Raw genomic sequence first — 14,732 nt, 5'->3', positions numbered from 1 at the left:
CGTCGCGCCGCGCCCCGCCTGCCCCGCGCCCGTCGCCGTCCGCCAGACCCCGGCACCGCCTACGCCGATCCCGAGTGTCGGGGTCGATCGAGGTCACCATCTGACCCCGATCGACCCCATCGGCCTCGACCCCAGGGGGCGGGTGCGAGCGGGCGCTCATCGGGGTCGATCGGGGTCACCATTCGACCCTGATCGACCCCAACGATCGGCGGGGCCGCAGTGGTCTGGGGTGGGGCGGCTCGGACGGGGCGCGCCGGGGGCGGCGTCACCCTGCTCACCCCCAGGTATCGGGGTCGATCGAGGTCACCATCTGACCCCTATCGGCCCCGCAGTGCGCCGGCTAGCGCTCCGATGAGTTTTCCTCTCGACGGCGGTCTGCCTCCAGGACGACCATCGACCGAGGCCCCCACCGCAGGGTCGGCACGAGATGGAGACAGGAGCGCACCATGACCGACCTCGCCATCGAGACCCACGGACTCGTGAAGGTCTTCGGCAGCACCCGCGCCGTGGACGGCGTCGACCTCGCGATCCCGCGCGGTGGGGTGCACGGGTTCCTCGGCCCCAACGGCGCGGGCAAGACGACCACCATCCGCATGCTCGCGACCCTCTCCACCCCCGACGGCGGCACGGCCCGCGTGCTCGGCCGCGACGTGGTCCGCGAGGCCGACGAGGTACGACGTCGGGTCAGCCTCACCGGGCAGTTCGCCTCGGTCGACGAGGACCTCACCGGGCGGGAGAACCTGCGCCTTATCGGACGGCTCTTCGGCTACACCGGCCCGGGAGCCACCCGGCGCGCGGACGAGCTGCTCGAGGCCTTCGGCCTGGCCGAGGCCGGGGACCGCCAGGTCAAGAAGTACTCGGGCGGCATGCGGCGGCGCATCGACATCGCCGCGAGCATCGTCGTGACCCCCGAGCTGCTCTTCCTCGACGAGCCGACCACGGGCCTGGACCCGCGCAGCCGCAACGAGGTGTGGGACATCATCCGGGCCATGGTCGGCAGCGGCACCACGGTGCTGCTCACCACCCAGTACCTCGACGAGGCTGATCAGCTCGCCGACCGGATCAGCGTGATCGACAGCGGCAAGGTCATCGCCGAGGGCACCTCGAGCGAGCTCAAGGCCTCGGTGGGCTCGGGCTCCCTGCACGTGCGGGTCATGGACCCGGCCGACCGGCCCGCGGCCCAGCAGATCCTGGTTCGTGAGCTCGGCGTCGAGGTCCGCGAGGGCGTGGACCCGGCGGCCCTGGACGCGAGCGTCGACAGCTCGACGGTGGTGACCCGCGCCTTGGGATCCCTCGACGCCGCGGGCATCACGCTGGCCCAGTTCGCCCTGGGCCAGCCCACCCTCGACGAGGTGTTCCTCGCCCTCACGGGGCACCCGGCCGAACCCGAGCAGTCCGCGACCGAGGAGGACGCAGCATGAGCGTCGCCGCCCCCACCGCCCAGAAGCACGAGACCTCCAAGATCCTCTCGGCCCTGGCCAGCACCGAGCGCCCCGAGCCTCCGGGCCCGATCTCGACCTCCTTCACCTTCGGCTGGCGGGCCCTGCTGAAGATCAAGCACGTGCCCGAGCAGCTGGTCGACGTCACGGTCTTCCCGATCATGTTCACCCTGCTGTTCACGTTCCTCTTCGGCGGGGCGCTCGCCGGCAGCACCGTCGAGTACGTGCAGTTCCTGCTGCCCGGGATCCTCGTGCAGGGGGTCATCATGATCACGATGTACACCGGGACCACGCTGCGGACCGACATCGAGAAGGGGGTCTTCGACCGGTTCCGGTCGCTGCCGATCTGGCGCCCCTCGGCCCTGGTCGGGATGCTCCTGGGCGACGCCGCGCGGTTCACCATCTCGGCGCTGGTCACGATCACCCTCGGTCTGATCCTGGGCTGGCGACCCCAGGGCGGGCCCGTCGGGGTCGCGCTGGGAGTGCTGCTCCTGCTGGTGTTCGCGTTCAGCCTCGGCTGGGTGTGGACCTTCCTCAGCCTGGTGCTGCGGACCTCGAACGCGATCATGGGCGTGAGCATGCTGGTCATCACGCCGCTGACCTTCGGCAGCAACATCTTCGTGGACCCGTCGACCATGCCGGGCTGGCTCCAGGCCTTCGTCGAGGTGAACCCCGTCTCGCACCTGGTCACCGGGGTCAGGGCCCTGATGGGCGGGACGGACCCCGGCAACGGCATCGTCCTGACGCTCGTCTCCTCGGCCGCGCTGGTCGCCGTCTTCGGCTCCCTGACGATGTGGCGCTACCGCGACCCGCGCTAGTCCTGCGACCTCGTGTCAGAAGCGCGGGGTGCCGGAGGTATCCGAGCTTCTGACACGAGGTCAGGCCTGGGGATCGCCGGCCTGGGGGTCGTCGGCCCGGGGACGGACCTCGAGCCGCTGGATGCGACGCCCGTCGACCTCGCTCACGTGCAGGGCGTGGTCACCGACCACGACGACGTCCCCCACCTCGGCGAGCCGGTCCAGGCGGTCGACGACGAATCCCGCGGCCGTCTCGTAGGGCCCGTCCTCGAGCTCGACGCCGGTCTCCTCGGCGAACTCCTCGATGGTGATGCCGGCGTCGATGCTGATCGAGCCGTCGGGCATCGGGGCGCGCACGGGCTCGCGCACGTCGTACTCGTCACGGATGTCCCCGACGAGCTCCTCGACCAGGTCCTCGAGGGTCACGATGCCGTCGGTGCCGCCGTACTCGTCCACCACGACGGCGATGTGCACGCCCTGGGCACGCATCTGCGACAGCGAGGGCAGCAGCCGGTTGGTCGAGGGCAGGTGAAGCAGGTCCCGCGTCAGGTCCCCGACGGTGGCCTGCGGGTCGGCCCCCAGCAGGTCACGGACGTGGAGGAAGCCCCGCACGTCGTCGAAGTCCTCGCCCGTGACCGGGTAACGGGAGTACGGACGCTCCTGCACCGCGACGGTCGCCTCGGCGACGTGCAGCCCGGCCGGCAGGAAAGCGACCTCGCCGCGCGGACGCATGACCTCGCTGAGCGAGCGGTCCGCCGCGTCGAACACGTCGTTGAGGATGCGGCGCTCGTCCTCGGCCAGGCCCTCGTGGCCGACGACCATGTCCCGCAGCTCCTCCTCGGACATCTCCTCCGAGCGGGCGTGCGGGTCACCGCCGAGCAGGCGCACCACGGCGTTGGTCGAGACCGACAGCAGCCAGACGACAGGACGCATCAGCGTGGCGAAGCGGTCCAGCGGCGGGCCGACGGCGAGGGCGATGGTCTGGGAGCGCTGGAGGGCGAAGCGCTTGGGCACGAGCTCGCCCAGGACCAGGGACAGGTAGGCGATCACCAGGGTCAGCCCTACCAGGGACAGCGTCTCGGCGAGGCCCTCGGGCAGGCCCAGCCCTTCGAGCACGGGCACGAAGTCCGGGGCGAGGTTCGAGGCCCCGTAGGCGGCCGAGAAGAAGCCCGCGACCGTGACGCCGATCTGCACCGCGGCGAGGAACCGGTTCGGGTCCCGGGCCACCGAGGCCACCCGCGCGCCGCGTGCCGACTCGGTCGCGAGCCGGTTGACCTGGCTCTCGCGGAGGGAGACCAGGGCGATCTCGGTTCCGGCGAAGACGCCGCCGATCAGGATGAAGGCCAGCACGAGGCCGACGTTGAGCCAGGTGTCCTGGTCCATCAGGGCCGCACCGCCGAGGGCGTCGCGCGGGGGCGCGCGGGGCGGGGGCCGTCGGTACTGCCAGGGTCGTCCATGGCATGAGTAGACGAGACGGCGGGGAGGTGCGTCAAACCTTCACATCTCACCGTGGACGGACCCGCCGAACCCTGCCGTATGCTTCCGATCCGCGAGGGGAGTACTTCCCAAGCATCGACCCGGTCAATACGGCGCGCCAGCGACCTCGGGCGGTGGTCCTTGATGACGAGGGCGAAGGAGACCTCGGAGCCCTGACCACCTGGAGACTCCGTGCTGCCCCTGCCCACGTCCGTCCTCGCTGCCGTCGAGGCCGAACCCGCTCTCACCTCGATCGCCTCCCCGGCCATGTGGGGCATCACGATCCTGGCCGTCCTCGGCCTGCTGGTCATGGACTTCATCATGACCCGCCGCCCGCACGAGGTCTCGATGCGTGAGGCCCTGGCGTGGAGCGCCTTCTACATCGCCCTGCCGCTGGCCTTCGGCGGCTACCTGTGGTCCCGCTACGGGTCCACGACCGGGGTCGAGTTCCTCACCGGGTACGTCGTCGAGAAGTCCCTCTCGGTCGACAACCTCTTCGTCTTCATGCTGCTGCTCACGGCCTTCGCGGTGCCAGCGGTCCTCCAGCAGCGCGTGCTGCTCTTCGGCATCGCCGGCGCCCTGGTGCTGCGCGGCATCTTCATCGCCCTCGGGGCTGCGGTGCTGGCGAACTTCAGCTTCGCCTTCCTGCTCTTCGGCGCGATCCTGCTGCTCACCGGGGTCAAGATCCTGCGGGACCAGGTCAAGGGCACGGGGCACGAGGTGGACGTCTCCTCGATGCGGTCCGTCCGCCTGATCCGCCGGTTCATGCCGGTCACCGACGACTACCGCGGCCCGCGGCTCTCCGTCCGGGAGAACGGGCGCCGCATGCTGACCCCCCTCGCCGTCGTCGTGGCGGCCATCTTCGCGACGGACATCGTCTTCGCGGTCGACTCGGTGCCCGCCGTCTTCGGCATCACGAGCGACCCGTACCTGGTGTTCGCGACCAACGCCTTCGCCCTGCTCGGCCTGCGCGCCCTGTACTTCGTGCTGCAGGGGGCCCTGAGCAAGCTGGTGCACCTGGGTTACGGCCTCGCGGCGATCCTCGGGTTCATCGGGGTCAAGCTCGTCCTGCACTGGGCCCACGGCATCTGGCCGGGCGTCCCGGAGATCCCGACTGCCCTCTCCCTCGGCGTGATCGTCGTGGCCCTCGGTGTGGTCACCGCGACGAGCCTCTACGCGACCCGGAACGGGGGCGAGGACTCCCACGCCACCGCCCACGTCGCCGAGCCCGTCGAGTCCCGCACCGACTGACCCACGCGGACCAGGACCCCAGGTGCCTTCGGGCCCTGGGGTCTTGGCGCGGGGGCACCCTGGCGATGCGCAGCGGGGCTGGCTACTGGGCGGCGTGCCCGTGGCGCCAGTAGCCCGCGAAGCCGATGTGCGCCTTCGGGACGCCGCAGCGGGTCACGAGGTGTCGGCGCGCGCCGGTGGCCAGGGCGGACTCGCCGATCAGGTGCGCGTACGGGGTGCGGCCCGGCAGAGGCACTTCGGGCAGGCGGGCGAGGGCGAGCCGCCCAGGCACTGCTCGCTCGTGCTCGTCCCCCTCGTCCCGCGGGAGCCAGCGCACCTCCACGCCGTCCGGCGCGCGGAACTCCTGCACGTCCATGGCGGTGGGCACCTCGATCAGGGCGAGGCCCCGGGCGTCCGCCGGCAGGGACTCGCAGATGCGGGCGACGGCGGGCAGACCCGTCTCGTCGCACACGAGCAGCACGGAGTCGTGGTCGTGCCGGACGCCGAAGCCGTGCCCCTGGTCGAGCAGACCCACCTGCTGACCGGGCTCGGCCGTGAGGGCGAAGGCGACCGCCGGTCCGGTGGGGACGTCGTCGGCGAGGTGGACGACGAAGTCGACGTCGATCTCCTGCTGCGCGGGACGGGCGTCCCGCACCGTGTACGCCCGGACGTGGGGGCGCTGGGCCTTGGGTGTCGCGAGGTACTGGACGTACCAGAGGGACGAGGTGCGGGTCGGCAGGCGCAGGGTGCCCTGCCCGTCGCGCGGCAGGAACAGTCGGAACCACTGGTCGAAGCCGGTGGCGGTGAACAGCCCGACCCCCTCGCCGCCCAGCGTCACCCGGACCATCGAGGGGGTCACGCGCCGGGTGCCGACCACCTCGGCGACGACCACGTGCGGGTCGACGGCCCTGCGGGCGCTCACGTCGCGTGCGTCCGCGCCGGCGGTGCAGGCGCTCCGGCATCGGCTCTGCAGCACTCCGCGTCCAGCTTCTCCCTTGGCACGAGGACAGGATAGGCATCCCTCACCTCCTCGAACGTCACGCGGTTCCGGCACGAGATCGCGGGCGAGGCTCGCTACGGTGGCAGGACCGTCGATGGAGGTCTGATGCCCGCCTGGGTCGAGCACGCGATGTGGTGGCACGTCTACCCGCTGGGGTTCACCGGCGCCGAGCCCGAGGCCCTGCCCGACGACGCCCCGCCGGTCCCGCGGCTGCGTCACCTGCACGCGTGGCTGGACTACGTGGTCGAGCTGGGCCTGTCGGGCCTGGCCCTCGGCCCGGTGTTCGCCTCGGAGACCCACGGCTACGACACCACCGACTACCTGCGCGTGGACCCCCGCCTCGGCACCGAGGAGGACCTGGTCGCCCTGGTCGAGGCCGCCCACCAGCGCGGCCTGCGCGTGACCCTCGACGGCGTCTTCAACCACGTCGGCCGCGGCTTCCCGGCCTTCGTTGAGGTGCTGCGCCACGGCCCCGGCGGGCCCACCGACCACTGGTTCCACCTCACCTGGCCCGAGGGCGCAGGCCCCGGCACCGAGCCCGAGTACGTCGACTTCGAGGGCCACCACGCCCTGGTCACCCTCAACCACCAGGACCCGGCCGTCGTCGACCACGTGGTCGAGGTCATGACGTACTGGCTCGACCGGGGCGTCGACGGCTGGCGGCTCGACGCGGCCTACGCCGTGCCGCCCGTCTTCTGGACCGAGGTGCTGCCGCGGGTCCGCGCCGCCCACCCCGAGGCGTACGTCTTCGGCGAGGTGCTGCACGGCGACTACACCGAGGCCGTCCAGACCGCAGGGTTCGACGCCGTGACCCAGTACGAGCTGTGGAAGTCCACCTGGAGCTCGCTCAACGACCGCAACTTCTTCGAGCTGACCTGGACCATGGGCCGCCACGACCAGTGGCTCGAGACCTTCGCCCCGCTCACCTTCCTGGGCAACCACGACGTCACCCGCATCGCGAGCCGGCTGACCGACCGCCGCCACCTCGCCCATGCCGTCGTCCTGCTCCTCACCCTGGGCGGCACCCCGACCGTCTACGCGGGGGACGAGCAGGGCATGGAGGGCATCAAGGAGGAGCGCGTCGGGGGCGACGACGCCGTGCGCCCCACCTTCCCGCCCGAGCCCACCGAGCTGGCCCCCGGCGGGTGGGAGGTGTACAGCCTGCACCGCGAGCTCATCGCCCTGCGCCGCCGCCACCCGTGGCTGCACCGCGCCCGCGCCGAGGTGCTGACCTGCACCAACACCCGCCTCGTCTACCGCGTGTCCGATCCCGACGGCAGCGCCGCCGACCGCACCGACGCCTTGCTGGTCGCCATGAGCACCGAGGACGACGACGCCACGCTCACGGTCCCCGGAGCCGGACCGGTCCTCGCGGGCGCCGGCCAGCTCGACGACGACGGCGGCGAGTGCGTCCTGGCCCTGCCGCCGCACGGGTGGGCGGTGCTGGCCGCCGACTGACGTCAGTCGCCGACGCAGTTCAGCCGCCGGGCGCGTGGCGCTCGAGGAAGGTGAAGACCTCGGTCTGGTCCACCCCGGGGAACACCCCCGCGGGGAGCGCCGCGAGGGTGCTGGCGTGCGGGCGGGCGCTGGGCCACGAGCGGCCGGACCACCGTTCGGCGAGCGGTGCCGGCGGCAGGCGGCAGCAGTCCGGCTCGGGGCAGCGGGACCGCGCGCGCTCGACGGTCTCGCGCCCCCGGAACCACCGCACGTCGGGGAAGGGCACCCCCACGCTCACCGAGAAGTCACCCTCGGGGGAGCCCTGGACCCGTGAGGTGCACCAGTACGTGCCGGACGGGGTGTCGGTGTACTGGTAGTACGGGCTGAACCGGTCCGGTAGGGAGAACACCGCCCGTGCGGTCCAGCGGCGGCACACGGGCTGGCCCTCGATCGCGCCCAGCGCATCGCTGGGGAACCGGACGCCGTCGTTCTCGTAGGCCTTGTGCAGCGTGCCGCTCTCGTGGACCTTCATGAAGTGCACCGGGACCTCGAGGTGCCGGGTCGCGAGGTTGGTGAAGCGGTGCGCCGCCGTCTCGTAGGTGACCGCGAAGGCGTCGCGCAGGTCCTCGACCGACAGGCGCCGGGCGGCCTTCGCCTCGTGCAGCATCGCGACGGTGCCCTCCTCGGGCAGCATCAGCGCGGCCGCGAGGTAGTTGGTCTCGACGCGCTGGCGCAGGAAGTCCCCGTAGCCCGCGGGCTCCTCGTGGCCCAGCACGTGGCTCGCGATGGCCTGGAGCACGGGCGACCTGGGGTCGCTCGAGGTGGTCAGCGTGTGGGGCAGGTAGATCCGCCGGTGCTCGAGGTCGGTCACCGACCGGGTCGAGTGCGGCAGGTCGTGGACGTAGTGCAGCGCGAAGCCCAGGTGCGCGGCGATCTCCGCCGTCGTGCGCTGGGACAGGGGACCGCCGGGGTGCCCGACGGCGGTGAGCAGCGTGCGGGCGTGGGCCTCGAGGTCGGGGAAGTAGTTGTCTTGGGAGCGCATGGTGGCGCGGAGCTCGGCGTTGGCCCGCCGGGCCTCCTCGGGGGTGGCGGCGTTCTCGGTGAGGAGGCGCTCGACCTCGCGCTGGAGCCCGACGAGCGCCTCGAGGGCGTCGGTCGGCAAGGACCGGCCTGCCTTGACCTGGCCCAGGCCGAGGGAGCTGAACAGCGGGCCGCGCTGGGCGCGCTCGAGCTCGATCTCCAGGGCGGCGCGGCGGCTCGGCGCCTCCGGGTCCAGCAGCTCGGCGAGCGACACACCCAGGGCTGAGGCGATCCGCTGCAGCAGCGAGAGCGCGGGCTCGCGGTGCCCGTTCTCGAGCACCGAGATCTGCGAAGGAGCCCGGCCGACGGCGGCGCCGAGCTGGTCCAGGGTCATCCCGCGGGCCGTCCGCAGGTGCCGGACGCGACGCCCGATGACCAGCGGGTCCACCTGCTCGGCGTCGTCGCCGCGGGGGAGCAGGTGCTCGGTGAGGGCCATGGTTCACCGTCGCACCGGCCCGCGGCGGGCACCACCTTCTGCTCGGTAGAAGAACCGCAGTTCTTCTGCCCCAGCGGGTGGCGACGAGGTCTTGACGCTGGGCGACGGTGGAGCCACAGCCGGATCTCAGCCCGACGACGAGCACCAGGAGCATCCCGTGACCACCACCGCCACGACACCGCCCACGACCGACCCGCAGAGCGGGGCTCCTCAGGCCGAGCCCCGCCAGGACGGGCCCCGCCAGGACGGGCCCCACCCCGAGGAGTCCCGCTCGCCCCGACGTGCCGGGGACCAGGTCCAGACGGCCGCCGAGCTGGCCCACACCTGGGCCACCGACCCGCGCTGGGCCGGGGTCCGGCGCGACTACACCGCCGAGGAGGTCATCGCCCTGCGCGGCTCGGTCCGCGAGGAGCACACCCTCGCCCGCCGGGGGGCCGAGCGCCTGTGGGAGCTGCTGCACACCGAGGAGTGGGTGCCGGCCCTGGGCGCCCTGACCGGCAACCAGGCCGTGCAGCAGGTGCGGGCCGGGCTGCAGGCGATCTACCTCTCGGGCTGGCAGGTCGCGGCCGACGCGAACCTCGCCGGGCAGACCTACCCCGACCAGAGCCTCTACCCGGCCAACTCGGTGCCTGCCGTGGTGCGGCGCATCAACAACGCCCTGCTGCGGGCCGACCAGGTCGAGAGCGCCGAGGGCACGAGGCCGCCGTCGGGGGACTGGCTGGCCCCGATCGTCGCCGACGCCGAGGCCGGCTTCGGGGGGCCCCTCAACGCCTACGAGCTCATGTCGGCGATGATCGCCGCGGGCGCCGCGGGGGTGCACTGGGAGGACCAGCTCGCCGCGGAGAAGAAGTGCGGCCACCTGGGCGGCAAGGTCCTCGTCCCCACCTCCCAGCACGTGCGTACCCTGAGCGCCGCGCGGCTCGCGGCCGACGTCGCGGGGGTGCCGACCGTCGTCGTGGCCCGCACCGACGCGCTGGGTGCCGACCTGCTCACCTCGGACGCCGACCCCCGCGACGCCGAGTTCCTCACCGGGGAGCGCACCGCCGAGGGCTACCACCGGGTGACCCCGGGCCTCGAGGCCGTCCTCGCACGGGCGGGTGCCTACGCCGAGTACGCGGACCTGCTGTGGGTCGAGACCGCCGAGCCGGACCTGGCCCTGGCCCGGGAGTTCGCCGAGCGGATCCACGAGCGGTTCCCCGGCAAGCTGCTGGCCTACAACTGCTCACCGTCCTTCAACTGGCGGGCGCACCTGGACGACCCGACGATCGCCCGGTTCCAGCGCGAGCTGGCCTCCTACGGCTACGCCTTCCAGTTCATCACCCTGGCCGGGTTCCACGCCCTCAACCACTCGATGTTCACCCTGGCACGGGGCTATGCCGACCGGGGGATGAGCGCCTACGTCGAGCTCCAGGAGGCCGAGTTCGCCTCCGAGGCCGACGGCTACACCGCGACCCGCCACCAGCGGGAGGTCGGCACCGGGTACTTCGACCGGGTCGCCACGACCCTCAACCCCAGCAGCACGACCCTGGCCCTCGCCGGGTCGACCGAGACCGCACAGTTCGGAGCGCAGCGATGAGCCCCACCGAGACCGAGACCCGCACCACGACCGACTCCGGCAACCCGACCGAGACCCGCCCCCCGACCACGCCCCCGACGTCGGGCGCCTCACCCAGCCTGGAGGTGCTCGGACCGGAGGTCCCCGGCTCGGCGGAGATCCTCACGCCGGAGGCGTTGACCTTCCTGGCCGAGCTGCACGCCCGCTTCCTGGGCCCCCGCCACGACCTGCTGCTCGAGCGGCAGCGCCGACGCGAACGCTTCGCCAACGGCGCGGACCCCGACTTCCTGCCGCACACCGCCCACATCAGGGAGGACCCCTCGTGGATGGTCGCCGGAGCGGGCCCGGGGCTCGAGGACCGGCGCGTCGAGATCACCGGGCCGACCGACCGCCGGATGACCGTCAACGCCATGAACTCCGGGGCCCAGGTGTGGCTCGCCGACCTCGAGGACGCGACCTCCCCGACCTGGCAGAACGTCGTCGGCGGGCAGCACAGCCTGCTCGATGCCCTGCGCGGACAGATCGACTTCCGCACCCCCGAGGGCAAGGAGTACCGGCTGGGCGAGACCACCCCGACGGTGGTCATGCGGCCCCGGGGCTGGCACCTGGTCGAGAAGCACCTGTGCTTCACCGACCGTGCGGGGCGCAGGCAGGCGGCCTCGGCGAGCCTGGTCGACGCCGGGCTGTACGCCTTCCACAACGCCCGGCACCTCATCGCGACGGGACGGGGACCGTACTTCTACCTGCCCAAGCTCGAGGGCCACCTCGAGGCACGGCTCTGGGACGAGGTCTTCACCTTCACCCAGGAGTACCTCGGCATCGCCCACGGCACGATCCGGGCCACGGTCCTCATCGAGACCATCACCGCGGCCTTCGAGATGGAGGAGATCCTCTACGAGCTGCGGGACCACTGCGCCGGGCTCAACGCAGGGCGCTGGGACTACATCTTCAGCGTCATCAAGAACTTCCGCAGCCGTGGCCCGCGCTTCGTGCTGCCGGACCGTGCACAGGTGACGATGGCCGTGCCGTTCATGCGGGCGTACACCGAGCTGCTGGTCGCGACCTGTCACCGTCGGGGCGCGCACGCGATCGGCGGCATGTCGGCGTTCATCCCCAACCGGCGCGACCCCGAGGTCACGGCCCGGGCCCTGGAGCAGGTGCGCGCGGACAAGCACCGCGAGGCCACCGCGGGGTACGACGGCACCTGGGTCGCCCACCCCGACCTCATCCCCGTGGCCCGCGAGGTCTTCGACGAGGCCCTCGGCGATCGCCCGAACCAGCTCGACCGGAGTCGGCAGGACGTGCACGTGACCGCCGCGCAGCTGCTGGACATCGCCTCGGCCGGCGGTCAGGTCACCGACGACGGGGTCCGCGGCAACGTGTCGGTCGCCCTGCGGTACCTCGAGTCGTGGCTGCGGGGCACCGGGGCGGCCGCGATCGACAACCTCATGGAGGACGCCGCCACGGCCGAGATCTCGCGCTCGCAGCTCTGGCAGTGGATCCACCAGGGGACCGTGACCGAGCAGGGCACCACGATCACCGCGGCCCACGTCGAGCAGGTGCTCCGCGAGGTCCTCACCACGACCGAGCGGCGCAACGGGGACAGCTTCGACGACGCCGCGGCGGTCCTGCACGAGGTGGCCCTGGGCGAGGAGTTCCCGACCTTCCTCACGCTCACGGCCTACTCGCGCCACCTCGTGACGCGTGCTCGGCCAGAGCCGCGGTGAGGTGACCGGCCAGGTCGGAGGCCGCGCGCTCGGGCAGGCCGTCGACGCCGCTCTCCTCGCGGGCCTCGTGCAGCGCGACCTCGGCCACCGAGCCGTCCCCGGCCTCGAGGTGCCCACCGACCTGCACCCAGAACTGGCCCTTCACGGTGGCCTCTCGGCCCTGGGTAGGTCCCTCTCCTCCCGTGGGAGGAGGGCACCGCGCCCCAGACCTCCTCCGACGGCAGGTGCTCGGCGCCCCGGCGTCTCCGTAGCGTCGTCGACGGACGCGCCGCGGGGTGCGGACCTGACGAGGAGGGGACCTGATGATCGAGGTGGAGGCGCTGACCAAGCGCTACGGCAGCACGACGGCGGTGGACGGGCTCACGTTCACCGCCCGTCCGGGGACGGTCACGGGGTTCCTCGGGCCCAACGGCGCGGGGAAGTCGACGACGATGCGTATGGTCGTGGGCCTCGAGCGCCCGACCTCCGGCTCGGCCACGGTCGCCGGCCAGCGGTACGCCGACCTGCCCGCACCGCTGCACGCGGTGGGGGTCATGCTCGACACGCGCTCGGTGCACCCCGGGCGCACCGCCTACAAGCACCTGCTCGCGATGGCGCAGACCCACGGCATCGGCAAGGCCCGGGTGCGGGAGGTCATCGCCCAGACCGGCCTGGAGCCGGCGGCGCACCGTCGCGCCGGCACGTTCTCCCTGGGCATGGGCCAGCGGCTCGGCATCGCGGGGGCCCTCCTGGGCGACCCCGCCACCCTGATCCTCGACGAGCCGGTCAACGGCCTGGACCCCGACGGGGTGCTGTGGATCCGGCGGCTGGTCCGTGACCTCGCGGCCGAGGGCCGCACGGTGCTCCTCTCCTCGCACCTCATGCACGAGCTGGCGCTGTGCGCCGACCGGGTCGTCATCATCGGCCGCGGACGGCTCCTCGCCGACGCGACGGTCCAGGAGATCGTCGCCCGCTCCGAGCGTGCCGGGACGGTGCGCGTGCGCACGACCGAGCCCGAGGCGCTCGCCCGGGAACTCCTCGCCGCGGGGGCGCAGGTCGCGCCGCAGGATGGTGGGGCGCTGCAGGTCCGAGGCGTCTCGGTCGACGACGTCGGCACCGCAGCCGGCCGGTGCGGGGCGACCGTCCTCGAGCTCGGCAGCGAGTCGGGGAGTCTCGAGGAGGCGTACCTGCAGCTGACGGGTGACGCGGTCGAGTACCGCGCGGCCGGCACCCAGGGCGGTGCCCGATGAGCGCGACGAGCACGACGCTCGGCACGGCACGGGCCGCTGCTGCCACGCGCCCCGGTCCGACGTTCGCACGGTTGATGACCGCGGAGTGGACCAAGCTCACCTCGCTCCGCTCCCCGTGGTGGGTCGCCGGCGTGACGGTGGCGGTGGCCGCCCTCATCACCTACCTGAGCGCGCAGGCGTCGTCGGGGGACCCCGGCTTCCAGCCGCTCGACTCCTTGCCCTCGGGCCTGATCCTCGCGCAGGTGGGCCCGCTGGTGCTGGGAGTCCTGGCGGGTGCGGGCGAGTTCCGCACCGGTGCGTTCCGCACCACGTTCACGCTGGCCCCGCGCCGGTGGCCGGTGCTCGCCGCGCAGGCGCTGTCCCTGACGGCGTTCGCGCTGGCCACGGCCGTGCTCGCGACAGCGGCCTGCGTGGTGGGCCTCATGCCCGCGGTGGCGTCGCGCGACATCACGGTCGACCTGACCGCAGGCGACACCCCCGGGGTCCTGCTCGGCATGGTGCTGCTCCTCGTCGGGCTGGCGCTCTTCGGCTTCGCGGTCGGCGTGCTGCTCCGCCGGACCGTCCCGGCCATGCTGACGGCGCTGTTCCTGGTCCTGATCCTGCCCATCGTGCTCATGATGGCCAGCGAACCGATGGTCGGGGGCGCCGACACCGCGTCCCTCAGCTCACCCGACCAGGTCGAGCAGGTCGGCGTCCTCGGGACGCTCGTGGTGGCCTCGCCCGGTGGTGCTGCCCAGCTCATGACGACCCCCGCATCCTTCGGGCCGATGCCCGGCTCGCCCGACCTGGGCCCGGTCGGTGGCGGGCTGGTCTTCGGAGCCTGGATCCTCGTGCTGCTCGTGGCCGCGGCTGTGCGGCTGCGTACCCGGGACGTGCGGTGACCGCCATCGCAGCGGACCGCGCCTCCGGGCGCGCCACGCACCGGACCGAGGTGCGCGGGGGGCCCACCGCGCTCCGGGTGCTCCGTGCGGAGTGGACCAAGCTCACGAGCGTGCGGTCGAACCTCTGGCTCCTGCTGGGCACGGTGGCCGTCGCGGCGGCCACCGCGTACGGGCTGGGGATGTTCGTCCGGCCCGACGACGGCCGGTCCGGCTCCTGGGTCGTGACCTCGGGCTTCGTGGTCGCGCAGCTGGGGTTCCTCGTGCTCGGGGTCCTCGTGGGGACCTCCGAGCACACGACCGGCACGGCGCGGACCACCTACACCGCGGTACCGCGGCGGCTCCCGGTCCTCGCGGCGCAGGTGCAGGTCACGCTCATGGCCACGCTCACGGCGGCGACCGCCGCGCTGGGGGCCTCCTACCTCGCGACGGCCGCGGCGCGGGCGGG

12 protein-coding genes and 1 pseudogene are annotated in these 14,732 nt (G+C 72.9%); 9 read left to right on the top strand and 4 right to left on the bottom strand.

Annotated features, from left to right (window positions below; all coding sequences use genetic code 11):
• The first annotated feature begins 446 nt into the window (after window positions 1-446).
• Both L0B03_RS05785 and L0B03_RS05780 read left to right on the top strand, forming a co-directional pair.
• Window positions 447-1,421: an ATP-binding cassette domain-containing protein gene (locus tag L0B03_RS05785; protein ID WP_250444707.1), complete on the top strand. Its 975-nt coding sequence runs from the start codon at window positions 447-449 to the stop codon at window positions 1,419-1,421.
• Window positions 1,418-2,257: an ABC transporter permease gene (locus L0B03_RS05780; protein ID WP_250444705.1), complete on the top strand. Its 840-nt coding sequence runs from the start codon at window positions 1,418-1,420 to the stop codon at window positions 2,255-2,257. Before L0B03_RS05785 ends, L0B03_RS05780 begins: the two co-directional genes overlap by 4 nt.
• A 60-nt stretch (window positions 2,258-2,317) precedes the next feature.
• On the opposite strand, the gene L0B03_RS05775 is transcribed toward L0B03_RS05780, so the two are convergent.
• The gene (locus tag L0B03_RS05775) at window positions 2,318-3,619 is read right to left on the bottom strand and encodes a hemolysin family protein (protein WP_250444703.1); all 1,302 of its coding nucleotides are present in this window, start codon (window positions 3,617-3,619) and stop codon (window positions 2,318-2,320) included.
• A 294-nt stretch (window positions 3,620-3,913) separates the two neighbouring features.
• On the opposite strand from L0B03_RS05775, the gene L0B03_RS05770 reads away from it, so the two are divergent.
• Window positions 3,914-4,963, top strand: a complete 1,050-nt coding sequence (locus L0B03_RS05770) for a TerC family protein (RefSeq protein ID WP_284501431.1) — start codon at window positions 3,914-3,916, stop codon at window positions 4,961-4,963.
• A gap of 82 nt (window positions 4,964-5,045) precedes the next feature.
• On the opposite strand, the gene L0B03_RS05765 is transcribed toward L0B03_RS05770, so the two are convergent.
• Complete coding sequence (locus L0B03_RS05765; protein WP_250444699.1) at window positions 5,046-5,864, bottom strand: siderophore-interacting protein; 819 nt, start codon at window positions 5,862-5,864, stop codon at window positions 5,046-5,048.
• 183 nt (window positions 5,865-6,047) lie between these two features.
• On the opposite strand from L0B03_RS05765, the gene L0B03_RS05760 reads away from it, so the two are divergent.
• Window positions 6,048-7,400: an alpha-amylase family protein gene (locus L0B03_RS05760; protein WP_250444697.1), complete on the top strand. Its 1,353-nt coding sequence runs from the start codon at window positions 6,048-6,050 to the stop codon at window positions 7,398-7,400.
• Between the two features lie 19 nt (window positions 7,401-7,419).
• Here L0B03_RS05760 and L0B03_RS05755 read toward each other — a convergent pair whose 3' ends face one another.
• A complete protein-coding gene (locus L0B03_RS05755; RefSeq protein WP_250444695.1) occupies window positions 7,420-8,895 on the bottom strand; it encodes a helix-turn-helix domain-containing protein in 1,476 nt (491 codons plus the stop codon).
• Window positions 8,896-9,052: 157 nt separating this feature from the next.
• Between L0B03_RS05755 and aceA the strand changes: the two genes are divergently transcribed.
• Both aceA and aceB read left to right on the top strand, forming a co-directional pair.
• The gene (aceA, locus tag L0B03_RS05750; RefSeq protein ID WP_308200007.1) at window positions 9,053-10,471 is read left to right on the top strand and encodes an isocitrate lyase; all 1,419 of its coding nucleotides are present in this window, start codon (window positions 9,053-9,055) and stop codon (window positions 10,469-10,471) included.
• Window positions 10,468-12,177: a malate synthase A gene (gene aceB, locus L0B03_RS05745; RefSeq protein ID WP_250444693.1), complete on the top strand. Its 1,710-nt coding sequence runs from the start codon at window positions 10,468-10,470 to the stop codon at window positions 12,175-12,177. Before aceA ends, aceB begins: the two co-directional genes overlap by 4 nt.
• On the opposite strand, the gene L0B03_RS05740 is transcribed toward aceB, so the two are convergent.
• Window positions 12,125-12,322, bottom strand: a complete 198-nt coding sequence (locus L0B03_RS05740; protein ID WP_250444691.1) for an NUDIX domain-containing protein — start codon at window positions 12,320-12,322, stop codon at window positions 12,125-12,127. The two genes, aceB and L0B03_RS05740, sit on opposite strands and share 53 nt — an antisense overlap.
• Window positions 12,323-12,479: 157 nt before the next feature.
• Between L0B03_RS05740 and L0B03_RS05735 the strand changes: the two genes are divergently transcribed.
• The 3 genes and pseudogenes from L0B03_RS05735 to L0B03_RS05725 all read left to right on the top strand — a co-directional run.
• Window positions 12,480-13,406 carry an ABC transporter ATP-binding protein gene (locus tag L0B03_RS05735; RefSeq protein ID WP_250444690.1) on the top strand — a complete coding sequence of 309 codons (927 nt, stop codon included), beginning with the start codon at window positions 12,480-12,482 and terminating at the stop codon, window positions 13,404-13,406.
• Entirely contained in the window at window positions 13,403-14,287 is an 885-nt protein-coding gene (locus L0B03_RS05730) for an ABC transporter permease subunit (protein WP_250444687.1), read from the top strand. The genes L0B03_RS05735 and L0B03_RS05730 overlap by 4 nt, the downstream gene beginning before the upstream one ends.
• A pseudogene (locus L0B03_RS05725) lies at window positions 14,284-14,732 on the top strand (hypothetical protein); the annotation flags it as partial. The gene L0B03_RS05730 and the pseudogene L0B03_RS05725, both read left to right, overlap by 4 nt.

The organism is Actinotalea sp. C106, from assembly GCF_023630195.1.
Lineage (GTDB): Bacteria > Actinomycetota > Actinomycetes > Actinomycetales > Cellulomonadaceae > Actinotalea.
The sequence above is the reverse complement of the archived record's forward strand: the minus strand, read 5'-3'. Positions and strand labels throughout refer to the sequence as shown.